We start from the raw sequence: 26,405 nt of genomic DNA on the forward strand, positions 1-26,405 counted from the left end.
GGGCGTGAAGACGCGGTGGGTGCCTGTCGTCGTGCTGGTGATGGTCCTGTCCACGGCGGGCTGCGCCGAGTCGCCGTCCGCGCCATCGCCGCGGAGCACCAGCACGGAAGACGGCACGATGACGGTGGAGGAGTTCGAGCGGGACATCACCGGCGCCGTCGAGCTGGCCGAGCAGTACTGGGACGGCAAGGTGCGCGACTTCCAGCCGGTCCGCCGCGTGCTCGCGTACCAGGAGGAGGGCGAGGTGTCGTGCGGCGGCCAGCCGCTGCCCCGCAACAACGCCGCCTACTGCTCCGCCGGTGACTTCATCGCGTACGACGTGCGGTGGGCGGTCGCGGTGTTTCGCCAGATCGGCGACGCGTTCCTGTTCTACCTGCTCGGGCACGAGTACGCGCACGCGGTGCAGGCCCGGCTGGGCATCCAGACCCGGTTCACCATCCAGATGGAGCTGCAGGCCGACTGCATGGCCGGCGCGTACATCGGGGACTCCGTGCGGGGCAAGAGCCTCACCCTGGACGACGGCGACCTGGACGAGTTCCGGCAGGGCCTGCTGGCGGTCGGGGACAACCCGGACCAGCCCTGGTTCGCGCCGGACGCCCACGGCACGGCCGAGCAGCGCAGCGCGTCCTTCTTCAGCGGGTACGAGAAATCGCTCGACCCGTGTGATCTCGGCTGAACGATTATCGGGGCCGGAATTCGCCGTTCTTGACGGCGGCGAGGAACGCCGCGAACTGTGTGTGAGTGAACGTCATGAACGGCCCGTCGGGATCCTTTGAGTCCCGCACGCCCACCCGGTCGCTATCGAGGATCGCAATTTCCACACAGTCTCCGTCTTGACCGGAGTACGAGCTTTTGCGTGGCGTCGCCAGTGCCGGGTCGATCTCCGCCATTCGCGCCCCTCCCAGAACGGGCACTCATTGTACTCAATCTCCTACGCTCCGACATACCCCCTGCTCGCGTGGCGGGTACCAGACCGCCAGTGGCTGGCGTACGATGGCCGTCTGCACGTGCAGACGGCCAGTGGCCGATCTTGTCCACCTCCGATTTTCCTCCCCTCGGTGGACCTCGAAAGGAGATTCATGCCTACCGGCCAGGGGCCAACCACCGTCCGGCGACGCCTTCGCGCCGAACTGCGCAGCCTTCGTACGGCAAAGGGAATGACGGTGGAGGAGGTGACCAACGAGGTCGAGTGGTCGATCTCCAAATTGATCAGAATAGAGAATGGTCAGGTAGGCGTTTCCGTCTCGGATTTGGCGGCGCTTCTTCAGGTTTACGGCGTGCGTGACAAGGCGCGCGTCGACGAGCTGAAGGAACTCGCGCGGGCCACCCGGCAGCGGACGTGGTGGAGCCGCTATCAGAAGTACCTACCGCAGCCCTACCTCGAATTCATCGGCGCCGAATCGGACGCGACCCGGGTGCGCCACTACCATCCGACGATGGTGCCGGGGCTGCTCCAGACCCTCGACTACGCCGCCGCCATCATGGCGGCCACCGGGGTGACGCGGCTGCCCGCCGACGTCGAGAAGGCCCGCATCGAGGTGCGCATGCTGCGCCAGCGCGACGTGCTGGGCAGGGAGCAGCCGCCCGAATTCACCGTGATCCTCGACGAGCCGGTGCTGCGCCGCCCGGTCGGTGGACCCGCCACGATGCAGCAGCAACTCGACCATCTGGTCGATCTCGCGAGCCGGGAAAAGGTCAATGTCGTGGTGCTGCCGTTCAGCGTCGGCCCGCACCCGGGACTGCTCGGCGCGTTCGCGCTGATGGAGTACGACGACCCGCTCAACGACGACGTCGTCGGCCTGGAGACCGCGTCCGGCAACCTCATCCTTCGGGACCTGCCGGACGTGACCGCGGAGTACCGCGCGGTGGCCGAGCATCTGGTGGAAATGGGGCTGACCGGCGAGGACGCGATCGCCTTCATCAGGCAGGTGCGCAAGAGCTACGACTGATGACGTGGTAGGTCACCGGAAGGTGGCACATGTCGCCGGTGAGCAGGGAAGATGTAGCAAATCTGCCATGTGCAGATGGCGTAGGGCCGACGGACACTTGTCGACGGCCACGGTCTGGCTGATAGTGGTAATTGGCATCGTGCAATGGAGGCTGTCGCGCTGCCCTCCGGACGCCCGTGTCCACCATCCACGTCGGCTGTAGGGGTGTTCCATGCGTCCGCGGTGTTTCATCAGCATGCCGATATCGACGCCGTCGAATCGGGTCGCCGATTACGGCGACGACGCCGATCACTTCGCCCACGTGTTGGACTGCCTGTTCGTACCGGCCGTCGAGGCGGCCGGTTTCGAGCCGTGGCTGCCTACCGCGACCGCGGCCGACTTGATCCACGCGGAGTTCTGCCGTGGGCTGTGCCAGGCCGAACTGGTCCTCGTCGACCTGTCCGGGCTCAACCCGAACGTCTTCTTCGAGCTGGGCCTGCGCACCGGGCGGGACGGGCCGACCTGCCTCGTCTGCGACGACAAGACCGACCCGATCCCGGTGGACGTCGGGATCTGGAACTTCCACCGGTACGACTCGACGCTGCGCGCGTGGAAGCTAGAGGGCGAGATCGCCGTCCTGGCCGACCATCTGCGCGCGTCGGCGCGCCGCTCGGCCGGGCACAACACGTTCTGGCAGCGGTTCGGCGTGGCCGACCCCGAGCACCCGCCAGAGCCGGTGCCGCTGCGGTTCCGCATCCCGGCCCGGGTCAACGACCCGGTCTGATCGTTTGAGGCGTCGGCCACAGTCGGAGGCGGCGCGCGGCCGGGTCGGGGAGGATCGACGGGTGACCCTGACCAGGCCGGGACTCGCCGCCGTGCTGTTCGACATGGACGGCACCCTCGTCGACAGCGAGAAGCTCTGGGACGTCGCGCTGAAGGAGTTGGCCGCATCGTACGGCGGCACGCTCTCCGACGCCGCCCGCATCGCGATGGTCGGCAGCGACGCCACGACCTCGATGCGGATCCTGCACGCCGACCTCGGGCAGGAGTGGCGCGACCTGGACGCCAGCTCCGCGTGGGTCGAGCGGCGCATGGTCGAGCTCTTCCGCACCGGGCTGGTGTGGCGGCCGGGGGCGCTGGGCCTGCTGGCAGCGGTACGCGCGGCGGCCATCCCCACCGCGCTGGTCACCTCGACCGCCCGGCCCCTCGTGGACGTCGCCCTGGAAACGCTGGGGCCGGACAACTTCGACGTGGTGGTGGCCGGCAACGAGGTGCGCTCGCCGAAGCCGGACCCGGAGCCGTACCGGATGGCCGCCCGGCTGCTCGGCGTACCCATCGAGCGCTGCGTCGCGATCGAGGACTCGCCGGCCGGTGTGGCCAGCGCGCTCGCCGCCGGCGCGGCGGTGCTCGGCGTGCCCAGTGAGGTGCCGCTGGACCCGGCGGGCGGCGTACACCTGCTGGAGAGCCTGACCGGCGCGGACCTGGACCTGCTCGCTGGTCTGCTCGGCTCGGTCGATGTGACCCGCTAGCCCGGGTCAGGCCACCAGGAGGGGCGCGACGAGGTCCCGCAGCTCGTTGGCGGTCCGCTCGTCGAGGCGGCCCTCGTCGGCCTGGTCGTCGATGTCGTCGAGCAGGTCCCTGACCCGGTCGCGGATCTGCTCGTCCGACTCGCCGTCCTGGACGTCCTCGCGCAGCTTGTCGATCCGGTCGCGGAGCCGGCGGGCGGCGCGCCGGTCCATGCGGCCGTCGTTCAGCGCCTCGGTCACGGTCCGGTCCAGCGCCACGAGCACGGCGGCCGGCGCGGAGGGCGGCGGGGTGGTCGGCGGCGCGGTCGAGGCGGGCGGCGTCGGCGAGACGGTGGCGGTGGCCGTCGGGCCGGGCTGGGCGGCGCCGGTCGACCCGTCCGGGTAGAGCGCGGCGGCGACCACCGCCACGGTCAACCCGATCGCCATGACCGCGCCGGCGAGGCCGATCTGGAGCAGCCGGTTGGGCTCGCGCCGGGCCGGGAGGCGCTCGATGATCGTGGGCGGCGACGGGAAGCGGGCGACCGGCGCGGGGGCGACAGCGGGGGAGCCCAGGCGGGCGGCCACCTCGGCGGCGGTGGGCCGGTCGGCCGGCTGCGCCGCGGTGCAGGCCCGGCACAGGTGGGCGATGTCCGGCGGCAGCCCGGGCACGTCCGGGGCGGCGCCCGGGCGGGGCGGTCGCCCGGTGAGCGCCTCGTGGAGCAGCACGCCGAGGGCGTACACGTCGCTGGCCGGCTCGGCGGCGGCGCCGGCCAGGCGTTCCGGGGCGACGTAGCCGGGGGTGCCGACCACGAGGCCGCGCTCCGGCTCGGGCCGGTCCAGGAGCGCGGCGATGCCGAAGTCGAGCACCTTCGCCCCGGCCGCGGTGAGCATGACGTTGCCGGGCTTGACGTCCCGGTGCACGACGCCGAGGCGGTGCGCGGCGGCGAGCGCGCCGGCGACCTGCGCCGCCATCCGGGCCGCCTCCGGCCAGGGCAGGGCGCCGGCCCGCAGGCGGTCCGCCAGCAGCTGGCCGTCGACCAGCTCCATGACGAGGTACGGCACGACCGAGCCGTCCGGCATGGGCGCTTCGCCGTAGTCGTACACCTGGGTGACGTGGGGGTGGGCGAGGCGGGCCGCCGCACGGGCCTCCCGCCAGGTCGCCGCATGGTCGACGGCCACCGGCGCGGCGAGCACCTTCACCGCGACGTGGCGGTCGAGCACCGCGTCGCCGGCGCGCCAGACCTCCGACATCCCGCCCAGCCCGATCCGCTCCACCAGCGTGAAGCGATCGTGCAGGCGCAGTCCGGGCTGGAACGAGGACACGGACAACAGTGTGCGGGGTCCGGTCCAACCGTGTCGCCCGAGGGGTGGCCGCCGATGTGGCAAGACACGCCGGCACGCGGCTGACCAGCCCAAACCTCCGGCTGACATACGCTTTTGCCGGAATTATCCGGTATGCCTGGAGGGTGTAATGCGTGCTGCGTGGCTGTACCGGCTCGGCGTGGTGGCCGCCGCCGGCGTTCTCGTCGTAGGCCCGGCCAGTCCGGCGTGGGCCGTCCAAATCAACATCAATCCCGGCAACGTCCCGACGACCGCCGCCAAGGCCGAACAGAACTGCGACCCCAACTTCGGTGGTGGGCCGCACCCCGGCGAGGACGTGTGGGTGTTCAACCTGCCCATGAACAACGGCGTCTTCCTGTCACTGACCGCGAACTTCGGGGCGAACGGGTCGGTCTCCCTCCCCGGGCCGGCCGGTGAGATCGAAAACGACATGGGTACGAGCAAGGCGTGGATCATCACCCCGGCGGGCTGGACGCTGACCGGCGCCTCGGCCGAGGTCACGGGTACGGCCCCGCAGTTTGTCCTCACCCACGCCTGCGCGACCGACTCCACGCCGAAGCCGACGGTCAAGCCCAGCGGTGCCCCGGAGACCGGTGGCGGCGGCGGGCAGCAGGCCGGAAGCGTGGCTTTGGGCGTCGGTGCTCTCGCCGTGGCCGGCGCGGCCGGCCTGGTCCTCACCCTGAGCCGCCGGCGCCGCCGTGGGGCCTAGCGCCCGGTACGACGCGGGCCCGGCCCGCCGCTTCCAGCCCGGCGTGGGGCGCCGCCCGGTGCCCCGCCTCGGCCCTGGTGCCCGGCCCGGTTTCGGGCCGGGCACGGGTGCCCCGCCGCCGCGGCCGCCATCCAGTTCGCGGGTACGCCGGAACCGGCTGATTGCGTGGCTGCTCGTCGCCGTCCTCGCCGGCTGGGGCGTCACGCAGATCCGGTCCGCCACCGCCGCGCCGGCCGGACCGCCCGCCCTGGCCGCGCCCGCCGCGACCGGGGCGCCGGCACCCGTCGTACGGGAGGCGCCGGAGCCGGACCGCGTCCCCGCCGGCATGCCGATCTGGCGGGCGCCCGCGCTCGACCGGTCGGTCCCGACGAAGATCGCGATTCCGTCCATCAACCTTCGGGCCTGGGTCGACCAGATCGGCCTGCTGCCGGACGGCACGATCGAGACACCCCCGTACGAGACAGCGCACCGGGCATCCTGGTACGCCCCCGGGCCGGCGCCCGGCGAGCCGGGTTCCGCGGTGGTCGTCGGCCACGTCGACTCGAAGAAGGCCGTCGCCGTGTTCTGGTACCTCGCCCGGATCCAGCCCGGCGACCCCATCGAGGTGACCCGCGAGGACGGGCGTACGGCGGTGTTCACGGTCAGCACGGTCGAGCGGTTCACCAAGACCGCGTTCCCCACCGACCGCGTGTACGCGGACGTCGACGTACCGGTGTTGCGCCTGGTCACCTGCGGCGGCCAGTACGAGGCCGGCCGGTACACGGACAACGTGATCGTGTTCGCCAGCATGACCGAGACCCACTGACCCGTACGCCGCGCGTTCGCTCGTCGATCAAGGCTTTGTGCGTCGATCAAGGGCATATGGTCGTGGTTTGGAGATCGAAGCGCGGCCGTTTGCCCTTGATCGACGCGGAAGCCCTTGATCGACGCGGGCCGGCGCCGTGGGCGGGGGACGGGAGGGCGGGGACGGGGGCGGGGACGGGGGCGGGGGCAACGATGGGGGCGGCCCGCCCGAGCCGCCCCCCATCTACCCCCGATCTGGGCTATTCGTGCGCGATGGCGCCCAGCACGTTCAGCCGTGCTGCGCGGATCGCGGGCAGGACCGCGGCGACCACTCCAACGACCGCTGCCAGCACCACGAACAGCCCCATCTGGGACCAGGGAAGGACCAGGTCGGTGATGCCGTCGTCCTTCAGGGCGCGCACCACGGAGGCGCCCAGCCCGGATCCGACCACGACGCCCAGCAGCGCGCCGAACATCGAGATCACCACGGCCTCGACCGTGACCATCCGCATGGTCTGCGCCCGGCGCAGGCCGATGGCCCGCAGCAGGCCCAGCTCACGGGTCCGCTCCAGCACCGACAGGGCCAGGGTGTTCACGATCCCGAGTACGGCGATGAGGATCGCCAGCGCCAGCAGGATCTGGATCATCGTGAGGACGCCGTCCAGGCTGCTGGTCTGCTCGTCGATGAACGTGCTCCGGTCGGCCACCGAGACCTCGGGGCTGTCCGCGAGCAGCTTGTCCACTTCGGACTGCACCTGCGACACCGACGTGCCCGGGTCGAGTTGCAGGTAGCCCTGGGTGGGCTGGGGCACCGCGAAGCCCTTCGCCGCCGTCACCGGGAGCACGAACCCGCTGTACAGATCCGACTCGTTGTAGACGCCGGAGAGCGTGTACGTCTTCGCGTCGCCCCGGGACGTCTGCACCGAGAGCGTGGCGCCCACGGACAGGCCCATGTCCTTGGCCGTCTTCGAGTCGACCAGCAGTTGGTCGTCGCCGAGGCTGTCGATGGTGCCGGCGGTGGGCGTGGCCCGGTAGATGTCCTTCAGCGCGCCGATGTCGCTGACCGCGGTGACGTACTCCCGCTTTCCGTCGACCGATGCCATGTCGGCGTACAGGCCGGCGACCTCGTGTACCCCGGGCAGGGCCGCGGCCTTGTCCAGGACGGCGGCGTCGAAGCTCGGCGGGCGTGGCCCGCTCTGCGTGCCGGAGATGACCAGTTCGGCGTTGATGGTGTTCTCGGCGAGCTTGGTGAAGCTCGACTTGGCCGAGTCGAGGATCACCGTGACGCCGGTGACCAGCGCGATGCCGACCATCAGCGCGGCCGCCGTGATGGCGGTGCGGCGCGGGTTGCGCCCGGAGTTGAGCCGGCCCAGCTTGCCGGGCACCGACCAGGAGAACAGCCGGCCGAGCAGCGACACCACGGGCTTGCTGATCAGCGGGGTGAGCAGTGCCACGCCGATGAACGTGATCAGCACTCCACCTAGGACGGTCCACAGTGTCCCGTCGCCGGCGTTGCCGCTGAGGCCGAACGCCAGCAGCGCGCCGCCCGCGGCGCCGATGATCGCGCCGATGATGGTGACCCGGGTCAGCGGGCGGTCCGGGTTGGCGACGTCCTGCATCGCCGCGACCGGCGGGATGCGGGAGGCCCGCAGCGCCGGCAGCGTCGCGGCGATCACCGTGACGAGCAGGCCGACCACGAACGAGCTGATCACCGCGCTGGCCGGCACGCCGACCGACGCGATCTCCAGGCCGCCGCCGCCGAGGTTGCTGAAGGCGAACGCCAGCAGCGCGCCGACCCCGACGCCGGCGCCGAGGCCGAGCAGGGACGCGACCAGGCCGATGATGACCGCCTCGACGAGCACCGAGCCGATCATCTGCCGGCGGCTGGCCCCGACCGCGCGCATCAGCGCCAGCTCCCGGGTCCGCTGCGCGACGATGATGGAGAACGTGTTGAGGATCAGGAAGATCCCCACGAAGAGCGCGACGCCGGCGAAGCCGAGCAGGATGTTGTTGAAGAAGCTCAGCCCCTGCTTGATGCTGTCGGACGCCTCGTCGGCGAGCTGCTTGCCGGTCTTCACCTCGTACCCGCTGCCGACCGCGGCGGCGATGTCGTCGCGCAGCTTCTCGTGCGAGACGCCGTCCGCGGCCTTCACCGTGATTCCACTGTAGACACCGGTCTCGCCGAGCATCAGCTTCTGCGCGACCGGCTCGGTGAAGTCGACCTGCTGTACGCCGCCGAGGCTGTCCCGGCCGCCGCTGTAGCCGAAGATGCCGACGATCTTGAAGTCCTTCTTCGGCTCCAGGGTGAGCACGCCCACCGTGTCGCCGACGGTGACCTTGGCGGTCTTGGCGAGGGTGGCGTTGATGGCGATCTCGTTGTCGGCGGTCGGGCCGCGGCCCTCGCGCAACTGCACGAGCTCGTCCTCGCCGGTCCAGCTCTCACCGAGCTGCGGCGGGCCGAACGAGGTGACCACCTTGCCGTTCTTGCCGATGAGGCGGGCGCCGTCGACGGACACGTACGGGGTGACCTTGGCGGCGCCGGGCACCGACCGGACGGTGTCCACCGTGGACGTCGGGATCGGGGCCTGCACCTCCTCGCCCTCGAACTCGGAGACCTCCACCTTGGGCTTGGCGCTCACGCCGACGTCGGTCTGCGACAGCGCGGACGCGAACACCGCGTCGAACGAGCGGCCCAGCGTGTCCGTGAGCACGAACGCCCCGGCCACGAACATCACGCCCAGCACCACCGCCAGCCCGGACAGGACCAGGCGCAGCTTGCGGGCGAGCAGGCTTTTCAGAGTGGCGCGCAGCATCAGGCCGCCGCCTCACCGGTGAGCACGTCGAGGCGCTTCATCGTGTCCAGCACCGACTCGGGCGTCGGGTCCAGCAGCTCGGAGACGATCCCGCCGTCGGCGAGGAAGACCACGCGGTCGGCGTACGAGGCGGCCACCGGGTCGTGCGTCACCATGACGATGGTCTGGCCGTAGTCGCGGACCGAGCGCTGCAGGAAGCCCAGCACCTCGGCGCCGGAGCGGGAGTCCAGGTTGCCGGTCGGCTCGTCGGCGAAGACCACCTCGGGCCGGGCCACCAGGGCGCGGGCGCACGCCACCCGCTGCTGCTGGCCGCCGGACAGCTGGGACGGCCGGTGGCCGAGCCGGTCGCCGAGGCCGACCGTCTGGATGACGGTGTCGAACCACGCCTGGTCCGGCTTGCGTCCGGCGATCGACAGCGGGAGCAGGATGTTCTCCCGCGCGGACAGCGTCGGCAGCAGGTTGAACTGCTGGAAGATGAAGCCCACCTTGTCCCGCCGCAGCTTGGTCAGGCCGGCGTCGCCGAGTCCGGTCACCACCGTGTCGCCGATGGAGACCTGCCCGCGCGTCACCGAGTCCAGCCCGGCCAGGCAGTGCATCAATGTGGACTTGCCGGACCCGGACGGGCCCATGATCGCGGTGAACCTGCCCCGTTCGAACTCGGCGGTCACCCCTCGCAGCGCGACCACCTGGGCCTCGCCGGAGCCGTACACCTTCCACACGTCGCTGGCGCGGGCCGCCACGTGCGTGTCTCGGGCTACCGTCGTTGTCACTTGTCCCCCTCGGAAGAAAATCTGGTCCGGCCGGAGCTTCGTGCGCACCGGCCGGCAGCATCCATGGTCAGGGCGGGCAAGAGCGGAATCGTCCGTCCACGGGGTGAACCCGAAACCCACCTTTCGATGCGGGCCACCCCCTACACGCGCTCAGGGTTACCCCTGAGCGCGTGCACCCCCGATGCTTTGTCTCACGCTAGGTGACCAGGGGCGCCGAGCCGTCGTGCTTGCGGAGAGTCTTCGGGTACGTCCCCCGCCGGGCGCCCGCTACTCCTGCAGGAGGAGTCAGGCGCCGGGGCGTACCAGACCCGTCTCGTACGCGAGGACGACCGCCTGTACGCGGTCGCGCAGCCCGAGCTTGGTCAGCACGTGCCCGACATGCGTCTTGATGGTGGTTTCGCTCACCGACAGCGCCCCGGCGATCTCCGCGTTGGACAGCCCGCGGGCCACCTGGATGAGCACCTCGCGCTCCCGCTCGGTCAGCGAGTCCAGCGCCTTCGGCGGCGTCGCCGACGGGTCCGGCAGGCTCTCCGCGAAGCGGTCCAGCAGCCGCTTGAGGATCCGCGGCGCGACCACCGCCTCGCCCGCGGCCACCGTGCGGATCGCGGTGACCAGGTCTTCCGCGGGTACGTCCTTGGCCAGGAACCCGCTCGCGCCGGCCCGCAGCGCGCCGACGACGTACTCGTCGAGGTCGAAGGTGGTCAGGATGAGCACCCGCACCGGCAGGCGGGCGTCGACGATCGCGCGGGTCGCGGCCACCCCGTCCATGCGGGGCATCCGGATGTCCATGAGGACGACGTCCGGCAGCAGCCGGCGGGCCAGGTCGACGGCCTCGGCCCCGTCGCCGGCCTCGCCGACGATGTCCAGGTCCTCCTCCGCGCCGAGCACCATCCGGAACCCGGTACGCAGCAGCGGCTGGTCGTCGGCGAGCAGAATCCGTACCGGCCGCTCGGTGCCTGTCACGCGTGCTCCTCTTTACCCGTCAACGCTGTTCCATGGGGATCTTCGCGTACACCCGGAAGCCGCCGCCGGGCCGGGGGCCGGTGCGCAGCGTGCCGCCGTAGAGGGCGACCCGCTCGCGCATGCCGACCAGGCCGTGGCCGACCCGGTCCGAGCCCGGCGCGGGCCCGCGGCCGGTGTCGAACACCTCGACGATCAGCCAGTACACGCCGAAGCTGAGCCGGACCTGCGCGGTGGCCGACCCGGCGTGCTTGAGCGCGTTGGTCAGCGCCTCCTGCACGATCCGGTAGATGGTCAGCGCCACCCCGGGATCGAGCGGGCCGGGGGAGCCGTCGACCCGCAGCGCCACCGGCAGGCCCGCCTCGCGTACCTGCTCGACCAGCGCCTCGATGCCGGCCAGGCCCGGCTGCGGGCTCAGGTCGGCGGCCGGCTCGGCGTCGGTGCGCAGCACGTCGAGCAGGCGCCGCATCTCGCGCAGCGTGGTGCGGCTGGTGTCCTCGATGGTGGCGAGGGCCTCGTCGGCGGAGTCCGGGTCGCGGCTCAGCACCCGCCGCGCGCCGGTGGCCAGCACGCCCATCACGCTGACGTGGTGCGCGACCACGTCGTGCAGCTCGCGGGCGATGCGCCGGCGCTCGTCGCCGACCGCCTGCTCGGCGAGGGCGCGCTGGTTTTCCTCGGCGGCGCGGGCCCGCTCCTCCAGCGCCGCCGTCGAGGTGCGCCGGGCGTGCACGGTGCGGCCGACGAAGAAGCACACCATGGCGATGAGGCCGTTGAGGAAGATGACGTAGCCGGCCGACATGTCGTTCGGGCGCAGGTCGGGCGGCGTGACCAGGTTGAGGATCACGACCGGCACCCAGAGCAGCGCGGTGGCCAGCGAGGCTCGCGGCAGCACGAACTGGGCCGCGACCGTGTACGTCAGCAGCAGGATCGCCACCGTCCCGGTGACCATCTGGTGCTCGGTGACCGCCGAGGCGGCGCCGGCGGCCAGCAGCAGCACCACCGAGCTCCACGGGGCGGTCCGGCGCAGCAGCAGCGGCAGGGCGCCGGTGAGGCTCAACAGCACGACACCCGGCCAGCCGACCTCGCGCGGCTGCGGTGGGCCGATGGCGGTCAGTACCAGCTCGACGGCGACGACCGCGGCGGCGAGCAGGCCGTCGTAGCGCAGCGTGCGGCGGGTCTCGCCGTCCAGGCGCAACCGTGCCCACCAGCCGCCGAACAGCGGCCGGCCGGCGAGCGGAGCGTCGGCGCGGGCCATGCAGCGACGCTATCCGTTACCGCGCGCCTGTCCTTCGTCGCCCGCGGTGAGCCGGTCCTCCTCCTGCGGGATGAGGGGGATCGTCCGTTCGGGAAACGGGGGCGGCGTCCCGCCGTACTCCGGGCAGAGGGCCTGATGGCTGCACCAGTCGCAGAGCCGGCTCGGCTTGGGCCGGAAGTCTCGCTCGGCGGTCGCCCGGTCGATCGCCTGCCACAGCGCCAGCAGCGTGCGCTCGAACCGCAGCAGCTCCTCCGGGTCCGGCGCGTAGTCGCAGATCTCCTGGTCGCGCAGGTAGAGCAGGCGCAGCACCCGGGGCACCACCCCGCGCGTGCGCCACAGCACCAGCGCGTAGAACTTGAGCTGGAACAGCGCCCGCGCCTCGAACGCCTCGCGCGGCGCGCCGCCGGTCTTGTAGTCGACCACCCGCAGGTCGCCGGCCGGCGAGACGTCGAGCCGGTCGACGTAGCCGCGGATCAGCAGCCGCTCGTCGATGACCGTGGAGATCAGGCTCTCCCGCTCGGCCGGCTCCAGCCGGCGCGGATCCTCCACCGCGAAGTACCCGTCCAGCAGGTCGCCGGCCGAGGCGAGGAAGCCCTCCTGTTCGCCGTCGGCGAACAGCTCGGCCAGCAGCGGCGCCTCCTCCGTCAGCCGGGCCCACTGCGGCGCCACCAGGGCGAGCGCCGCGGCCGGGGTGCGCTCGGCGGCCGGCAGGTCGAACAGGTGCTCCAGCACCGCGTGCACCAGCGTGCCCCGGGCCTGGTCGGCCGTGGGCTGCTCGGGCAGCCGGTCGATGGTGCGGAACCGGAACAGCAGCGGGCAGGTCTTGAAGTCGGCGGCCCGCGACGGGGACAAGGTCGGGTAGGTCACCTCAGGGCCCACGACATCGGGCTCAGCCACCGTCATGCGCAGAAGGCTATGGCACGGGTACGACAGAAGCGCGCGGCGCGCGGCGCAACCCGTAGCATCGAGGCGTGGAGGATCGCGCACCGCGGCAGGACCGTCCCGAGCGCCGACCCGGGCTAGCCGTGGGGCGGGTGCTCGGTGTGCCGCTGTACCTCAACGCCTCCATGCTGCTGCTCGCGCTGCTGGTGACGGTCATCTATGGCGAGTTCGTCCGGCGGGAGCTGGATCTGTCGCAAGTGGCCGGTTACGTCATCGGGTTCGGCTTCGTGGTGTGCCTGCTCGGTTCGGTGCTCCTGCACGAACTCGGCCATGCCCTCACCGCCCGCCGGTACGGTATCGGCGTGCGCGGCATCACGCTGGAGCTGCTCGGCGGCTACACCGAGATGGACCGCGACGCGCCGAACCCCAAGGTCGACCTGTTGGTCTCGCTCGCCGGCCCGGCCGTGTCGCTCGTGCTCGGCGTGCTGGCCACCGCCGCCACCCTCGCGCTGCCCGACCGCACCCTGCCCAACCAGCTCGCGTTCCAGCTGGCGGTGAGCAACATCATCGTCGCCATCTTCAACTCGCTGCCCGGCCTGCCGCTGGACGGCGGGCGGGCGCTGCGCGCCGGCGTGTGGGCGATCACCCGCGACCGGCACCTCGGCACCGAGGTCGCCGGCTGGGTCGGGCGCGCCGTCGCCATCGGCACCGCCGCCGTGGTCGCCCTGCTGACCATCGCGGACGTGCTGTCGCCGTTCGGGCTCGCGTTCATGCTGCTCGTCGCGTTCACGCTGTGGCAGGGCGCCGGGCAGTCGATCCGGGTGGCCCGGATCAGCCGGCGCTTCCCGCTCATCGACGTCGCCCGGCTGGCCCGTCCCGTGTTCGCCGTGCCCACCGGCACGCCGCTCGCGGAGGCGCAGCGCCGCGGCAGCGACGCCGGGCCGGCCGACGTCTCGCTCGGCGTGGCGGACTCCGCCGGGCGGCTCGTCGCCCTCGTCGACCGGGCCGCGGCCGCCGCCGTGCCGGCGGAGCGGCGCCCCTGGGTCGCGGTCGACACGGTCGCCCGCGGCATCGACGGCATCCACACCATTCCGGTCGGCCTGAGCGGCGAGCAGGTCATCAAGACCGTCCAGACCCACCCGGGCGCGCAGTATCTGGTGACCGCGGGTGAAGATGTGGTCGGCGTCCTGCACGTCGCCGACCTCGCCCAGCTCCTCGAGCCCAACCGGAAGATGAATTCGTGACCGCCGCGCTGTCCGACGTCGAGTCGATCCCTGCCCACCGTGGCCCGTTCCGCCCGGGCGACCGGGTGCAGTTGACCGACCCCAAGGGCCGGATGCACACGATCGTGCTGGTGCCGGGCAAGTCGTTCCACACCCATCGCGGGGCGCTCGACCACGACGCGCTGATCGGCCTGCCCGACGGCAGCGTGGTGACGTCCAGCGGCGGCACGGCGTACCTGGCGCTGCGGCCGCTGCTGTCCGACTACGTGCTGTCCATGCCGCGCGGCGCCCAGGTCATCTACCCCAAGGACGCGGCGCAGATCGTCGCCATGGGCGACATCTTCCCGGGCGCCAAGGTGCTGGAGGCCGGCGCCGGGTCGGGCGCGCTGAGCTGCTCGCTGCTGCGGGCCGTCGGGTCCGCCGGCGAGCTGCACTCGTACGAGCTGCGCGAGGACTTCGCCGCGATCGCCCGCAAGAACGTCGAGGCGTTCTTCGGCGGGCCGCACCCGGCGTGGACGCTGAAGAACGGCGACGTGGCCGAATGCGACGAAACCGGCTTTGACAGGATCATTCTGGACATGCTGACCCCGTGGGAGGCGCTCGACCTGGTCGAGCGGGCGCTCGTCCCCGGCGGCGTCTTCATCGGGTACGTGGCGACCACGCCCCAGCTGTCCGAATTGGTCGAGGCGCTGCGCGAGCGGGGCGGCTTCACCGAGCCGCGCGCCTGGGAGTCCCTGGTGCGCGACTGGCACGCCGACGGGCTGGCCGTCCGCCCGGACCACCGCATGATCGCCCACACCGCGTTCCTGGTCTCCACCCGGCGGCTGGCACCGGGAGTGACCGCGCCGGCCCGCCGTCGCAAGCCGAGCAAGGGGGCTGAGGCGTACCAGATGCGCAAGGCCGCGGCCCGCGGCGCTGAAGGGGCGGGCGGCGGTGGCTAGGCCGGCTTTCGGGGGCGGTGAGCTACCGGCGGTCTTTCCGGACTGGTCGCCGTACACGGACCTGGACTCGGCGGCGCGGGCCTACCTGCGCGACCCCGACGTGGCCCTGGAGGCCCTCGGTGGGGTGCTGCGCGGCGCCACCGTGTTGGGATTCACGCTGGAGCGCTTCGTCAACGAGGTCAACGGCGTCTGGCAGGAGGTCGTGGTCTGCGACGGCAGCCGGCTGATCCTGTGGCACGGCGAGGACGTCGCCCCCGGCGACGGCCCGGCCGGGTCGATGACCTCGTCGCTGCGCGTGGTGCCGCTGTCCACGGTCACCGAGGTGGGCTGCCGGCGGCGCCTCACCCGCACCCCGACCGGGCAGGTCCGGGTCGACAGCATCGACGTGTACCTGCTGCTCAGCTCCCTTGACGAGGCCGGTCCGAACCCCGCCGCGCCCACCGAGGAGCACCAGAACGCGGTACGCCACGACGCCCTGCGCTTCGGCAAGACCCTCGACGACGGCGGTGCGGGGCAGATTGGGCGACTGGAGGAGTTTGCCCGGTTGGTGGCGTCGTTGGTGGGGAGACCGACGCTGTAGCCGGGTTGTCGTCCCAGTCGCTGGACCAAAGAGATCAAGAGTCAGTGACGAGGGTGTTGCGTAGGTTCGAATCGTCGTAACACCGGTTAGTGTTATGGCAGTACGTTTTGAGCCCCCGGGGAGGTGGGACGTGGCACGCAGCGACGACGCGGACTCGCGCGCCGCACGGTGGGAGAAGGAGGCCCACGATCTCTCCACTCAGGTCGCGTTCCTTCAGGAGGAACTCGCTCTGGTGCGGCGTAAGCTGACCGAAAGCCCACGACACGTCCGGCAGCTCGAGGAGAGGCTAGCGGCAACGCAGGCGCAGCTTGCCCGACTGACCGAAAACAACGAGCGGCTCGTGAGCACTCTCAAAGAGGCTCGAGCCCAGATTGTGACGCTCAAGGAAGAGATTGACCGCCTGGCACAGCCGCCGAGCGGTTACGGCGTCTTCCTGGCCAGGCATGACGACGGCACGGTGGACGTGTTCACCGGCGGTCGCAAGCTACGGGTGGCGGTATCTCCGTCGCTCGACGTCGACGAGCTGCGTCGCGGGCAGGAGGTCCTGCTCAACGACGCGCTCAACATCGTCGACGCGTTCGGTTACGAACGCGTTGGCGAGGTGGTCATGCTCAAGGAGGTGCTGGAGCACCCCGCCGGCGGTCCGGGCGACCGGGCGCTGGTGGTGTCCCACGCCGACGAGGAGCGCATCGTCCACCTCGCCGAGACGTTGATCGGCAGCCCGCTGCGGGCTGGCGACTCGCTGATGATCGAGCCGCGTTCGGCGTACGCGTACGAGCGCATCCCGAAGAGCGAGGTCGAGGAGCTCGTCCTCGAGGAGGTCCCGGACGTCGGTTACGCCGACATCGGGGGCCTTCAGTCCCAGATCGAGGCGATCCGGGACGCGGTGGAGCTGCCGTTCCTGCACTCCGACCTCTTCCGGGAGCACCAGCTCCGGCCGCCGAAGGGCATCCTGCTCTACGGCCCGCCCGGCTGCGGCAAGACGATGATCGCCAAGGCGGTCGCCAACTCGCTGGCGAAGAAGATCGCCGAGGGCCGGGGTGAGGAGAAGCACACCAGCTACTTCCTCAACATCAAGGGCCCGGAGCTGCTCAACAAGTACGTCGGCGAGACCGAGCGGCACATCCGGCTGATCTTCCAGCGGGCCCGGGAGAAGGCCGGCGAGGGCACCCCGGTGATCGTGTTCTTCGACGAGATGGACTCGGTGTTCCGCACCCGCGGCTCCGGCGTCTCCTCCGACGTGGAGAACACGATCGTTCCTCAGCTGCTCAGCGAGATCGACGGCGTCGAGGGCCTGGAAAACGTCATCGTGATCGGCGCCTCCAACCGGGAAGACATGATCGACCCGGCGATCCTGCGCCCCGGCCGGCTCGACGTCAAGATCAAGATCGAGCGGCCGGACGCCGAGGCGGCACGGGACATCTTCTCGAAGTACATCCTGACCGGGCTGCCCCTGCACCCGGACGACCTGACCGAGCACGGCAACGACGCTCAGGCCACGGTCGCCGCGATGATCGAAGCGGTCGTCCTGCGGATGTACTCCGAGACCGAGGAGAACCGCTTCCTCGAGGTCACGTACGCCAACGGCGACAAGGAGGTCCTGTACTTCAAGGACTTCAACTCCGGCGCCATGATCCAAAACATCGTCGACCGCGGCAAGAAGATGGCGATCAAGGAGTTCCTGTCCTCCGGGCGCAAGGGGCTGCGGCTGCAGCACCTGCTCGACGCGTGCGTCGACGAGTTCCGGGAGAACGAAGACCTCCCCAACACCACCAACCCGGACGACTGGGCCCGCATCTCCGGCAAGAAGGGCGAGCGGATCGTCTACATCCGTACGCTCGTCTCCGGCGGCAAGGGCGCCGAGGCCGGCCGCTCGATCGACACGGTCAGCAACACCGGCCAGTACCTGTAGCGCTCCATCGATCAGGGCCCGCACCCCTCCAGGGGTCGCGGGCCCTGCCCGTGTCCGCGCCCGCCCTTCGCTCCCGCCCGCTCTTCACGCCCGCTCTTCACGCCCGCTCTTCACGTCGATCAAGGGCATATGGCCGTGCTTTGATCTCCAAACCACGACCGTTTGCCCTTGATCGACGCGGTTTTCCTTGATCGGCGAGAGGTCGTGCGGGAGGGGCGTCCCCTCCTTGATCGACGTCAGCCGGCAGGCTCCCCCGCGCGGTGATCATGGGGTTAGCGGCGAGGAAAGCGGTTTCCTTGGCGCTAACTTCATGATCACCGTCGTGGTTGGGACGGTCGACGGGCGGGGCGGGGTCAAGGCCGCCGCGTCTCCCTGGCCGGCCAGATCCGCGCAGCGATCAACAACGCTATTCGGGTACGGGTTCGGGCTGGCGTACCAGCCCCTTCACCGCCTGGTCGACGAGCACCGACACGGCCACCACCAGGGCGGGCAGCATCGGCAGCTCGTACCGGAACATGGTCATGAACGGCGCGATCAGGAAGATGCCGGTGGCGCCCGCCCACGCGGACCCGACCAGCCACGGCACCACCGTGCGCCGCGCGGTCACGCAGGCGACCAGCGACAGCACCAGGAGCAGCACCAGCGGCCAGCTCGACAGCACGACGGTGGCCTCCTTGGACAGGGCGGTGGGCACCGCCTCGCGGTACCAGGGCAGCGCCTGCCCGAGCGTCCGCGCCCGCCCCTCGGTCATGCTGAAGAAGTGGTCCCGGCTGCTCAGCGGCGCGCTGAGCAGCTTGCTCCACACCGCGCCGGCGACCACCCCGGCGGCCGCGCCGGCCGCCGCCGCGGTCCAGGACCGCCAGCGCTCCCGCTCCCGCCAGATCGCCCAGCACCAGACCGCCGCGACCGTCGCCACCGTGTACGGGGTGATGACGCGCGCCGTGCCCACCAGGAACGTCACGGCCGCCAGGGCGGCCACCGTCCGCGGCGTCGCCGGCTTGCGCCAGGGCAGCAACAGCAGCATCGCCGTGTGCAGCAGCAGTGCCAGCGAGTCGGTCAGGCCGCCCACACACCACTTGGCCACCAGCGGGGACAGCACCGCGAGTACGCTCGCCGCCGCCGCGGCCGGCACCGTCGCGTGCACGGTGGCGAACCGGTAGATCAGCAGCATCGCGGCGACAAAAGCGAGTCCGGGTACGACGACGATGCCCCCGGGACCGAACAGCGCCACGAACGGGATCGACAGGAGCGGCAGCAACACCCGGGGCCGATAGCTGAGCGTGAACGGCTTCGACGCCCACAGATAGTCGTACGGCTTGAACGTCCCGTGGTCGCGGACGTAGTCGAGGACGATCTGCTCACCGTGCGCCTTGTCGTACCCCAAATAGTGGTATGTGTAGATGAGGTACCACTGGGAGTCCGGGAAGATCTGGTGCGTCGAGGCGTACGTCCAGATCATGGCGGTGGCGGTCGCCGCCAGCACCGCGGCGGCTCCCCAGCATTTTTGTCGCATGGCCGCGTCATGATGCACGGGGTGGGCGAACGGCAGGTGACGGGCGGAAGAGTGTCCGGCAAACGCTCCGCCGGCGCGGTTTGGCCCGGTGCGGCGCAGCGCGGAGCGCGACTGTCGGACTACGCTCAAATGGGCGGCGCGCGTGCGGCGCCCTGGGGCGGACGTGAGGTAGGGCAGGCATGAGTGTTCGGCGGATCATGGGAACCGAGGTCGAGTACGGCATCTCGGTGCCCGGTCAGCCCGGGGCCAACCCGATGGTCACCTCCTCCCAGGTGGTCAACGCCTATGGCGCCCGGCCCGAGCTGACCCGGGGCGGCCGGGCACGCTGGGACTACGAAGAGGAGTCGCCGCTGCGCGACGCGCGCGGATTCACGTACTCCGGGGCGGCCTACGACCCCGCCGAGGCGCTCGCCGACGAGGACCTCGGGCTCGCCAACGTCATCCTGACCAACGGCGCCCGGCTGTACGTCGACCACGCCCACCCGGAGTACTCCACTCCCGAGGTGACCAACCCGCTCGACCTGGTGCGCTGGGACAAGGCCGGTGAGCGGGTGATGGCCGAGGCGTCCCGCCGGGCCGCCACCATCCCCGGCACCCACCCGATCCACCTGTACAAGAACAACACCGACAACAAGGGCGCCAGCTACGGCGCCCACGAGAACTACCTCATGCGCCGGCAGACGCCGTTCGCGGACATCGTGGCGTACCTGACGCCGTTCTTCGTGACCCGGCAGATCGTGATCGGCGCCGGCCGCGTGGGCATCGGGCAGGACGGCTCGCAGCCCGGGTTCCAGATCTCGCAGCGTGCCGACTTCTTCGAGGTCGAGGTCGGGCTGGAGACCACGCTCAAGCGACCCATCATCAACACCCGCGACGAGCCGCACGCCGACGCCGACAAGTACCGCCGGCTGCACGTCATCATCGGCGACGCCAACCTGTCCGAGATCTCGACGTACCTCAAGGTCGGCGCCACCGCCCTGGTCCTCACGATGATCGAGGAAAAGGTGCTCACCCCCGACCTCGGCATCGCCGACCCGGTCGCCGAGCTCAAGGCGGTCAGCCACGACCCCAGCCTGACCCACCTCATGCGGCTGCGCGACGGCCGCCGCCTCACCGCTCTCGACCTGCAGTGGGCGTACTACGAGCGGGCGAAGTCCTTTGTGGACGACCGGTACGGCACGGACGCCGACGCGCCCACCCTCGACGTGCTCAGCCGCTGGGAGAGCCTGCTGGACCGGCTCGGCCGCGACCCGATGCTGTGCGCCGACGAGCTCGACTGGGTGGCCAAGCTGCGGCTGCTGGAGGGCTACCGGGAGCGGGAGAAGCTCGGGTGGGCCTCGCACAAGCTACAGCTCGTCGACCTGCAGTACTCCGACGTGCGCCCGGAGAAGGGGCTCTACCACCGGCTCGTGGCCCGCGGCTCGATGAAGACCCTGCTGCCCGACGACCAGACCCGCACCGCCATGGTCGAACCGCCCGAGGACACCCGCGCCTACTTCCGCGGCCGCTGCCTGGCGCAGTACGCGTCCGAGGTGGTCGCCGCGAGCTGGGACTCGGTCATCTTCGATGTAGGGCGCGAATCGCTCGTCCGGGTGCCCATGATGGAGCCGGAGCGGGGGACGCGCAAGCACGTCGGGGCGCTGTTCGACCGCTGCGAGAGCGCCAAGGATCTGCTAGAGGCGATCACCGGGGGCTGAGGGCGGTCCCTTCCCGGAAGGTCCTCCGTGCGCGGCGGGCCATTTCGTCGTACCGGCGAGGTAGGTTTTCTGAAAGCGATGTTGAGGAGGGACCCGAATGGCTACCCGTGACACCGGCGGTCAATCGCAGTCCGGCAAGGCCCGCCGCGACGAAGAAGTCGACGAGGCTCCGGCGCCCGAGGCCAACCCCGAGGTTGCCGAGCGGCACGCCGAGATCACCGAGGACGTCGACGACCTCCTCGACGAAATCGACTCGGTCCTGGAAGAAAACGCAGAGGAATTCGTCCGTGGATACGTACAAAAAGGGGGAGAGTAGATCATAGCGGGATAAATCGGACATGCCCCGCCTGAGCGATGACCGCGATGGGCTTCGTCGTTGCCGCGACTGCGGTGAGTGGAAGCCCCTCGATGTTTTCTGTGCTAACCCGAAGCGTCCGGACGGCAAGGGCAGCTACTGCAAGCCTTGTTTCAACGAGCGATCGAAGGCCAGCTACGCGCGCCGGGTGAAGGCCAATTTCGACCGCGACGTCCGGCACGGGCGCGTGGTGCCGGAAGGGCACCGATACTGTCCGGCCTGCGAGGCGATCAAGCCCTTGGACGACTTCCCTCGCAACCGGTCGGACAGCACTGGATACGCCAGCTACTGCAAGCCCTGCCACAACGCTAAAGGCCAGGAGACCAGGCTGCGGCTCTACGGCGGGTCTCGGGAGTACCACCTGCGGCGGCGGTACGGGATCGGGCAGAAGGACGTCGACGAGCTCCTCGCGGAGCAAGGCGGCGTCTGCGCGATCTGTGGCGCACCCGACCCCGAACACGTCGACCATGACCATGTGACCGGCTGGATACGCGGGATACTCTGCTTCAACTGCAACGGCGGCCTCGGTCAGTTCCGGGACGACGTGGAGTATCTTGCCAAGGCGATCACCTACCTGAAGGGAAGCACGTGCCAGCGGGTTTTGATCCATCCAGGCGTCTACCAGATTTTTTCACGAGCCCGGGGACGTCCTCCTTCACTCAGTTTCTGAGCCTGAACGCGCCGGAGATGCTGCCCGGCCGCCGTCCACTGCCGCCCGGATACTCCGCTGACCTGGCCCCGCACGCCACCACGATCGTCTCCATCGTCTGCCAGGGCGGCGTGGTCATGGCCGGCGACCGGCGCGCCACCGCGGGCAACATGATCGCCAGCCGCGATATCGAAAAGGTGCACCCGGCCGACGCGCACTCGCTGGTGGGCATCGCCGGCACGGCGGGCGTGGGCATCGAGCTGATGCGCCTGTTCCAGGTGGAGCTGGAGCACTACGAGAAGATCGAGGGCGCGATGCTCTCGCTCGACGGCAAGGCCAACCGGCTCGCCACGATGATCCGCAACAACCTCGGCGCGGCGCTGCAGGGCCTCGCGGTGGTGCCGCTCTTCGCGGGCTTCGACCTCGCCGCCAGCGACCCGGCCAAGGCCGGCCGGATCTTCAGCTTCGACATCGCGGGCGGGCTCTACGAGGAGCACGGCGGCTACGACGGCATCGGCTCCGGGTCGCTCTTCGCCAAGTCGGCGCTGAAGAAGCGCTACCGGGCCGGCCTGTCCGCCGACGAGGCGATCACGCTGGCCGTCGAGGCGCTCTACGACGCGGCCGACGACGACACGGCGACCGGCGGTCCCGACCTGACCCGCAAGATCTACCCGGTGGTGATGACGGCGACCGCCGAGGGCACCCGCCGGCTCACCGACGCCGAGACGGCCAGCGTGGCCGAGGGCGTCGTCAACCGCCGGATGGAAAACGTCGGCGGCTGACCCGCCGCCCACCCACTAGGTCGAAGGAGACCCGCCGCCGTGGCCATGCAGTTCTACGCCTCGCCTGAGCAGATCATGCGCGACCGCTCGGAGCACGCCCGCAAGGGCATCGCCCGGGGCCGAAGCGCCGTCGTGCTCACGTACGAGGGCGGGGTGCTGTTCGTCGCCGAAAACCTGACCTCGTTGCGCAAGGTGAGCGAGATCTACGACCGCATCGGGTTCGCCGCGGTCGGCCGGTACAACGAGTTCGAAAACCTGCGCCGGGCCGGGGTGCGGATGGCCGACCTCAACGGCTACAGCTACGACCGGCGGGACGTGACCGGGCGCGCCATCGCCAACGCGTACGCCCACGCGCTCGGTGCGATCTTCACCGAGCAGGTCAAGGCGTACGAGGTGGAGATCTGCGTCGCCGAGGTGGGCGCGGCGCCGGGAGCCGACGAGCTCTACCGGATCACGTACGACGGCTCGGTGCAGGACGAGCCCGGCGTGATGGCGATGGGCGGCCAGTCGGAGTCGATCGCGGGCTCGCTGAAGGAGGCGCACCGCTCCGGCATGTCGCTGGGCGAGGCGCTGCGGCTGGCCGTGAAGGCGCTCGGCAGCGTGGGCGGCGAGGGCGGCGCGGCCCGTACTCTCGGCGCCGGCCAGCTCGAGGTGGCGCTGCTCGACCGCGCCCGGGCCGGGCGGACGTTCCGGCGGGTCACGGGGGCGGCCCTGACCGCGCTGCTGGAGCCCGAGAAGGCGCCCGAGCCCCCGGCGGAGGAGCCCGCCACCCCGGACACGCCTGCGGCGGCTGAGGAGCCCAAGAAGGCCCCACCCCAGTCCGCCGCCTCCGATGACCTGGACATCCTCGACGACCTCGAAGACGGCGACACCAAGGAGTAACCCCGCCCCGTCCCCTGCGCCCCGGCAGGGACGCGTCGCTCCCGCGGAGCCCCTTCGGCGTCGATCAAGGCTCAGCCCGGTTCCCGCCGATCAAGGGCAAATGGCCGTGCTTCGATCTCCAAACCACGACCATATGCCCTTGATCGACGCGCAAGCCCTTGATCGACGAGGCGCTCGGGCTCCCGCGCGTTCGTCGCCCCGCGCCCACCCGCGCCCCGCCTACCCTGTACTCCCGCCTGCGCTCCCACGTCTCGCGCGCCCGTGCCCCGGCGATTTAGGGCGAATCCGGGTGAGTTGATCTTCAATCATGCGCACTCGCCCTGGATCGCGGGCAGGGAGGGAGGCGTTGGCGGCGCGCGGGGCCGTGAGTCGGGCGCCCCGTTGGGCGACTCGTCGTGAGTGGGGCGCCCCAAGGCCGGGTAGGTAAGGGGTCCCTGGGGTGCAGTCAATTGGCGTCGGCTGGTCGCTTGCTGGCAGTGGACTTGGTGGGGCGACCGGGATCGATCTAGGAAGAATCGTGGGTATAAATCGGACTCGATACCCACGATTCTTCCTAGATCGACGCCAGCCTGCGGTGATCATGAAGTTATCGTCGGGGAGAGCGCTCTCTCCGACCTAACTTCATGATCACCGCAGGGGATGGGGCTACCGTCCGAGTGGTCGGGGAAGGGTGCGGCCGCCGGCGACGCATCTTGCGCTGTACCCGGGTTCCGCTAACTACCCGCGCCTCGGGCGCAGTCCCTGCGTAGGGGCGCCCTGCTCACGCGGGGAGCGCTCTCGGGGCGTACGCAGAGCGGGCGGTTGGCGGCGACGGGCGGCGCGTGGGGGCCATCTCCCGCGGAGGGGCGCTGGACCCTCGCCAGCCGCGTCGATCAAGGATTTCCGCGTCGATCAAGGGAATACGGCCGTGGTTTGGAGATCGAAGCACGGCCGTTTGCCCTTGATCGACGGGCACAGTCCTTGATCGACGCAGGGGGAGGGGGCGGGGAGGAGAGGTGGGGCGGGAGGGGGCGTGGCGACGGGTTAGAGGTGGCGGGAGATTAGGCGCCAGTAGGCGGACATGGCGGCGTTCAGGACGCCCACGCCGGGTGGGTTGATCAGGGGGGTGTCGAAGCGGTCGGTCAGGACTCGCATCCACTCGCGGTCGGGCACCACCCGTTCGGCTTGCAAGGAACGGCGGCGCATCCGTAGATGCCGGCGGTGTCGCCATAGCCAGCCGTACCCGCGGAGCTTGTCGCGCAGCCAGCCCTCCTTGAGGGCGAGCAGCGTCATCACCAGTTCCAGGGCCAGCAGCGGCGGCCCGAGCAGCACCAACGACTTTGTGCCCCACACCGTGGACACGAACATGAGCCGGTTCCGCTCGATCAGGTAGTACTTGAAGCTGACCTTGCTGAACTCGTACCCGTGCAGGGCGACGGCGTCGGGCACGTTGAGGACGCGCAGCCCGAGCCGCCAGGTGCGTACGGCGATCTCGGCGTCCTCGACGTACGCGAAGTAGTGCTCGTCGAAGCCGCCGAGCCGGTCCCAGTGGGCGCGCCGGAGCACCACGAACGCCCCCATCGCGCCGGCGGTCTCGGTGGGCTCGGTGCGGGTGTCGCGTTCGCGGAAGCCGCCGACCCAGCTCACGCCGAGGACGTGGATCTCGTTGCCGCGGGAGTTGAGCAGGTCGGGCTCGTCGGCGAGGCGGACGGCGCCCGCGGCGATGCCCACGGTGGGGTCGCCGAGCACCTCCACCAGGCGGGCGAGGGCGGTGGGTTCGACGATGGCGTCGCCGTTGACCAGCGCGACGTACTCGCCGGAGGACGCGGCGACGCCCTGGTTGCAGCCGGCGGAGAAGCCCACGTTGGCGCCGGTGCCGGCCACCACCACGCCCGGCAGCGCAGCCAACATCGCGAGGTCGGGGTTGGTGCAGCCGTTGTCGACGAGCACCACCTCGACGTCGACCTTGACCGACCCGAGCAGCGCCTCGACGGACCGGCGCAGCAGCGGCTCGTCGCGCCAGGCCAGCACGATCGCGCTGACGCGTGGCAGGTCAGCCACGCAGATACCCCGAAAGCATCGTCTGCCAGTCTTCCATGGGCGGCAGCCCGGCCAGGGCCCACCGCTCATGCCCGAGCACGCTGTAGGCGGGGCGCGGGGCCGGTCGCACGTAGCGGTCGCTGGTCGTGGGGCGGATCCGGTCCGGGTCCAGCCCGCTGAGCGCGAAGGCCGCGCGGGCCAGGCCGTACCAGGTGGTCTCGCCGCTCGCGGTGCCGTGGTAGATGCCCGCCGGAGCGTCAGCGAAAGCCAGCTCCACCAGGCGCGACGCGAGGGCGTACGACCAGGTCGGTTGGCCGCGCTGGTCGTCGACGACCTCCAGGGTGTCGCGCTCGCCGGCCAGCCGCAGCATGGTGGCGACGAAGTTGCGCCCGTGCGCCCCGTACAGCCACGCGGTGCGGACCACGTAGCCGCCGGCCGCGAGCACGGCCCGCTCGCCGACGAGCTTGCCGCGCCCGTACGCGTTGATCGGGTCGGTGGGCGCGTCCTCCGGGTAGGGGGAGACGCCGTCGCCGCGGAACACGTAGTCGGTGGAGACGTGCACGAGCCGCGCGCCGGTCGCGGCGCAGGCGGCGGCCAGGTGCGCCACGCCGGTGCCGTTGACGGCGGTCGCGTCGGCCTCGCGGGCCTCGGCGCCGTCGACGTCGGTCCAGGCCGCCGCGTTCAGCACCGCGTCCTGTCCGGCCACCGCGGCGAAGACCGCGGCCTCGTCGGTCACGTCCAGGTCCGCCCGCGTGAGCGCGGTCACATCGAGGTCCGGCTGCCTTTTGAGTACGCCCAGCAGGTCCTGCCCGAGCATTCCTCCCGAGCCGGTGACGAGAATCCGACTCCCGCTCATTGCCTACCACGCTCCGTCGCTCGGCGCTCGTCCGCCGTCGTGGTCCTGGC

25 protein-coding genes are annotated in these 26,405 nt (G+C 70.9%); 15 read left to right on the plus strand and 10 right to left on the minus strand.

Annotation, left to right across the window (positions count from 1 at the left end; genetic code table 11):
- Nucleotides 1–4: 4 nt before the first annotated feature.
- The gene (locus tag Prum_RS38665) at nt 5–676 is read left to right on the plus strand and encodes a neutral zinc metallopeptidase (RefSeq protein WP_371871324.1); all 672 of its coding nucleotides are present in this window, start codon (nt 5–7) and stop codon (nt 674–676) included.
- A gap of 4 nt (nt 677–680) precedes the next feature.
- On the opposite strand, the gene Prum_RS38670 is transcribed toward Prum_RS38665, so the two are convergent.
- Nucleotides 681–890, minus strand: a complete 210-nt coding sequence (locus Prum_RS38670; protein ID WP_173081737.1) for a DUF397 domain-containing protein — start codon at nt 888–890, stop codon at nt 681–683.
- A 189-nt stretch (nt 891–1,079) separates the two neighbouring features.
- Here Prum_RS38670 and Prum_RS38675 point away from each other — a divergent pair, with 189 nt between their 5' ends.
- The 3 genes from Prum_RS38675 to Prum_RS38685 all read left to right on the plus strand — a co-directional run bounded on the left by Prum_RS38675 (nt 1,080) and on the right by Prum_RS38685 (nt 3,457).
- Entirely contained in the window at nt 1,080–1,949 is an 870-nt protein-coding gene (locus Prum_RS38675) for a helix-turn-helix domain-containing protein (protein ID WP_281369091.1), read from the plus strand.
- Nucleotides 1,950–2,184: 235 nt separating this feature from the next.
- Complete coding sequence (locus Prum_RS38680; RefSeq protein WP_173081741.1) at nt 2,185–2,712, plus strand: hypothetical protein; 528 nt, start codon at nt 2,185–2,187, stop codon at nt 2,710–2,712.
- A 91-nt stretch (nt 2,713–2,803) separates the two neighbouring features.
- On the plus strand, nt 2,804–3,457 hold the full coding sequence (locus Prum_RS38685) for an HAD family hydrolase (RefSeq protein WP_281369147.1): 654 nt from the start codon (nt 2,804–2,806) through the stop codon (nt 3,455–3,457).
- A 6-nt stretch (nt 3,458–3,463) separates the two neighbouring features.
- Here Prum_RS38685 and Prum_RS38690 read toward each other — a convergent pair whose 3' ends face one another.
- Nucleotides 3,464–4,756, minus strand: a complete 1,293-nt coding sequence (locus Prum_RS38690; protein ID WP_173081743.1) for a serine/threonine-protein kinase — start codon at nt 4,754–4,756, stop codon at nt 3,464–3,466.
- 148 nt (nt 4,757–4,904) lie between these two features.
- Here Prum_RS38690 and Prum_RS38695 point away from each other — a divergent pair, with 148 nt between their 5' ends.
- Nucleotides 4,905–5,483, plus strand: coding sequence for a hypothetical protein (locus Prum_RS38695; protein ID WP_173081745.1), 579 nt, complete (start codon nt 4,905–4,907; stop codon nt 5,481–5,483).
- Nucleotides 5,473–6,288, plus strand: a complete 816-nt coding sequence (locus Prum_RS38700; RefSeq protein ID WP_173081747.1) for a class F sortase — start codon at nt 5,473–5,475, stop codon at nt 6,286–6,288. Before Prum_RS38695 ends, Prum_RS38700 begins: the two co-directional genes overlap by 11 nt.
- Nucleotides 6,289–6,526: 238 nt before the next feature.
- Here the strand turns inward: Prum_RS38700 and Prum_RS38705 are convergent, their stop codons facing one another.
- The 5 genes from Prum_RS38705 to Prum_RS38725 form a co-directional block, all read right to left on the minus strand.
- The gene (locus tag Prum_RS38705) at nt 6,527–9,079 is read right to left on the minus strand and encodes an ABC transporter permease (RefSeq protein WP_173081749.1); all 2,553 of its coding nucleotides are present in this window, start codon (nt 9,077–9,079) and stop codon (nt 6,527–6,529) included.
- Nucleotides 9,079–9,849, minus strand: coding sequence for an ABC transporter ATP-binding protein (locus Prum_RS38710; protein WP_173081751.1), 771 nt, complete (start codon nt 9,847–9,849; stop codon nt 9,079–9,081). The genes Prum_RS38705 and Prum_RS38710 overlap by 1 nt, the downstream gene beginning before the upstream one ends.
- A 285-nt stretch (nt 9,850–10,134) precedes the next feature.
- Nucleotides 10,135–10,812 (minus strand): response regulator, encoded by a 678-nt coding sequence (locus tag Prum_RS38715; RefSeq protein WP_173081753.1) that lies wholly within the window; start codon nt 10,810–10,812, stop codon nt 10,135–10,137.
- 19 nt (nt 10,813–10,831) lie between these two features.
- Nucleotides 10,832–12,064: a sensor histidine kinase gene (locus Prum_RS38720; RefSeq protein ID WP_173081755.1), complete on the minus strand. Its 1,233-nt coding sequence runs from the start codon at nt 12,062–12,064 to the stop codon at nt 10,832–10,834.
- Between the two features lie 9 nt (nt 12,065–12,073).
- Nucleotides 12,074–12,967 (minus strand): RecB family exonuclease, encoded by an 894-nt coding sequence (locus Prum_RS38725; protein WP_173081757.1) that lies wholly within the window; start codon nt 12,965–12,967, stop codon nt 12,074–12,076.
- Nucleotides 12,968–13,035: 68 nt separating this feature from the next.
- On the opposite strand from Prum_RS38725, the gene Prum_RS38730 reads away from it, so the two are divergent.
- From Prum_RS38730 to arc, 4 genes are all read left to right on the plus strand, one after another.
- On the plus strand, nt 13,036–14,190 hold the full coding sequence (locus Prum_RS38730) for a site-2 protease family protein (protein ID WP_371871325.1): 1,155 nt from the start codon (nt 13,036–13,038) through the stop codon (nt 14,188–14,190).
- The gene (locus tag Prum_RS38735) at nt 14,187–15,110 is read left to right on the plus strand and encodes a tRNA (adenine-N1)-methyltransferase (RefSeq protein WP_173081759.1); all 924 of its coding nucleotides are present in this window, start codon (nt 14,187–14,189) and stop codon (nt 15,108–15,110) included. Before Prum_RS38730 ends, Prum_RS38735 begins: the two co-directional genes overlap by 4 nt.
- Nucleotides 15,103–15,690: a hypothetical protein gene (locus tag Prum_RS38740; RefSeq protein ID WP_173081761.1), complete on the plus strand. Its 588-nt coding sequence runs from the start codon at nt 15,103–15,105 to the stop codon at nt 15,688–15,690. The genes Prum_RS38735 and Prum_RS38740 overlap by 8 nt, the downstream gene beginning before the upstream one ends.
- 130 nt (nt 15,691–15,820) lie before the next feature.
- On the plus strand, nt 15,821–17,602 hold the full coding sequence (arc, locus tag Prum_RS38745; protein ID WP_218577574.1) for a proteasome ATPase: 1,782 nt from the start codon (nt 15,821–15,823) through the stop codon (nt 17,600–17,602).
- A 406-nt stretch (nt 17,603–18,008) separates the two neighbouring features.
- Here arc and Prum_RS38750 read toward each other — a convergent pair whose 3' ends face one another.
- Complete coding sequence (locus Prum_RS38750) at nt 18,009–19,115, minus strand: hypothetical protein (RefSeq protein ID WP_173081766.1); 1,107 nt, start codon at nt 19,113–19,115, stop codon at nt 18,009–18,011.
- A 179-nt stretch (nt 19,116–19,294) separates the two neighbouring features.
- Here Prum_RS38750 and dop point away from each other — a divergent pair, with 179 nt between their 5' ends.
- The 5 genes from dop to prcA all read left to right on the plus strand — a co-directional run bounded on the left by dop (nt 19,295) and on the right by prcA (nt 23,480).
- Nucleotides 19,295–20,812: a depupylase/deamidase Dop gene (gene dop / locus Prum_RS38755; RefSeq protein ID WP_345539039.1), complete on the plus strand. Its 1,518-nt coding sequence runs from the start codon at nt 19,295–19,297 to the stop codon at nt 20,810–20,812.
- A gap of 97 nt (nt 20,813–20,909) precedes the next feature.
- Entirely contained in the window at nt 20,910–21,128 is a 219-nt protein-coding gene (locus tag Prum_RS38760) for a ubiquitin-like protein Pup (RefSeq protein WP_173081768.1), read from the plus strand.
- Between the two features lie 22 nt (nt 21,129–21,150).
- The gene (locus Prum_RS38765; protein ID WP_173081769.1) at nt 21,151–21,837 is read left to right on the plus strand and encodes an endonuclease VII domain-containing protein; all 687 of its coding nucleotides are present in this window, start codon (nt 21,151–21,153) and stop codon (nt 21,835–21,837) included.
- Entirely contained in the window at nt 21,756–22,598 is an 843-nt protein-coding gene (gene prcB / locus Prum_RS38770) for a proteasome subunit beta (RefSeq protein ID WP_173081771.1), read from the plus strand. The genes Prum_RS38765 and prcB overlap by 82 nt, the downstream gene beginning before the upstream one ends.
- Nucleotides 22,599–22,637: 39 nt before the next feature.
- Nucleotides 22,638–23,480: a proteasome subunit alpha gene (gene prcA, locus Prum_RS38775; protein ID WP_173081773.1), complete on the plus strand. Its 843-nt coding sequence runs from the start codon at nt 22,638–22,640 to the stop codon at nt 23,478–23,480.
- 1,023 nt (nt 23,481–24,503) lie between these two features.
- Here prcA and Prum_RS38780 read toward each other — a convergent pair.
- Nucleotides 24,504–25,520: a glycosyltransferase family 2 protein gene (locus Prum_RS38780; RefSeq protein ID WP_173081775.1), complete on the minus strand. Its 1,017-nt coding sequence runs from the start codon at nt 25,518–25,520 to the stop codon at nt 24,504–24,506.
- Nucleotides 25,513–26,355: a dTDP-4-dehydrorhamnose reductase gene (rfbD, locus tag Prum_RS38785; RefSeq protein WP_173081777.1), complete on the minus strand. Its 843-nt coding sequence runs from the start codon at nt 26,353–26,355 to the stop codon at nt 25,513–25,515. The genes Prum_RS38780 and rfbD overlap by 8 nt, the downstream gene beginning before the upstream one ends.
- Nucleotides 26,356–26,405 lie beyond the last annotated feature (50 nt).

Source organism: Phytohabitans rumicis, from assembly GCF_011764445.1.
Taxonomy (GTDB): Bacteria; Actinomycetota; Actinomycetes; order Mycobacteriales; family Micromonosporaceae; genus Phytohabitans; species Phytohabitans rumicis.

Excerpts from the sequence above, each read along its gene's own strand:
- Prum_RS38670 (WP_173081737.1), bottom strand. The coding sequence starts at position 890 with ATGGCGGAGATCGACCCGGCACTGGCGACGCCACGCAAAAGCTCGTAC.
- Prum_RS38675 (WP_281369091.1), top strand. The coding sequence starts at position 1,080 with ATGCCTACCGGCCAGGGGCCAACCACCGTCCGGCGACGCCTTCGCGCC.
- Prum_RS38680 (WP_173081741.1), top strand. The coding sequence starts at position 2,185 with ATGCCGATATCGACGCCGTCGAATCGGGTCGCCGATTACGGCGACGAC.
- Prum_RS38695 (WP_173081745.1), top strand. The coding sequence starts at position 4,905 with ATGCGTGCTGCGTGGCTGTACCGGCTCGGCGTGGTGGCCGCCGCCGGC.
- Prum_RS38705 (WP_173081749.1), bottom strand. The coding sequence starts at position 9,079 with ATGCTGCGCGCCACTCTGAAAAGCCTGCTCGCCCGCAAGCTGCGCCTG.
- Prum_RS38720 (WP_173081755.1), bottom strand. The coding sequence starts at position 12,064 with ATGGCCCGCGCCGACGCTCCGCTCGCCGGCCGGCCGCTGTTCGGCGGC.
- Prum_RS38725 (WP_173081757.1), bottom strand. The coding sequence starts at position 12,967 with ATGACGGTGGCTGAGCCCGATGTCGTGGGCCCTGAGGTGACCTACCCG.
- Prum_RS38750 (WP_173081766.1), bottom strand. The coding sequence starts at position 19,115 with ATGCGACAAAAATGCTGGGGAGCCGCCGCGGTGCTGGCGGCGACCGCC.
- dop (WP_345539039.1), top strand. The coding sequence starts at position 19,295 with ATGAGTGTTCGGCGGATCATGGGAACCGAGGTCGAGTACGGCATCTCG.
- Prum_RS38760 (WP_173081768.1), top strand. The coding sequence starts at position 20,910 with ATGGCTACCCGTGACACCGGCGGTCAATCGCAGTCCGGCAAGGCCCGC.
- Prum_RS38765 (WP_173081769.1), top strand. The coding sequence starts at position 21,151 with ATGCCCCGCCTGAGCGATGACCGCGATGGGCTTCGTCGTTGCCGCGAC.
- rfbD (WP_173081777.1), bottom strand. The coding sequence starts at position 26,355 with ATGAGCGGGAGTCGGATTCTCGTCACCGGCTCGGGAGGAATGCTCGGG.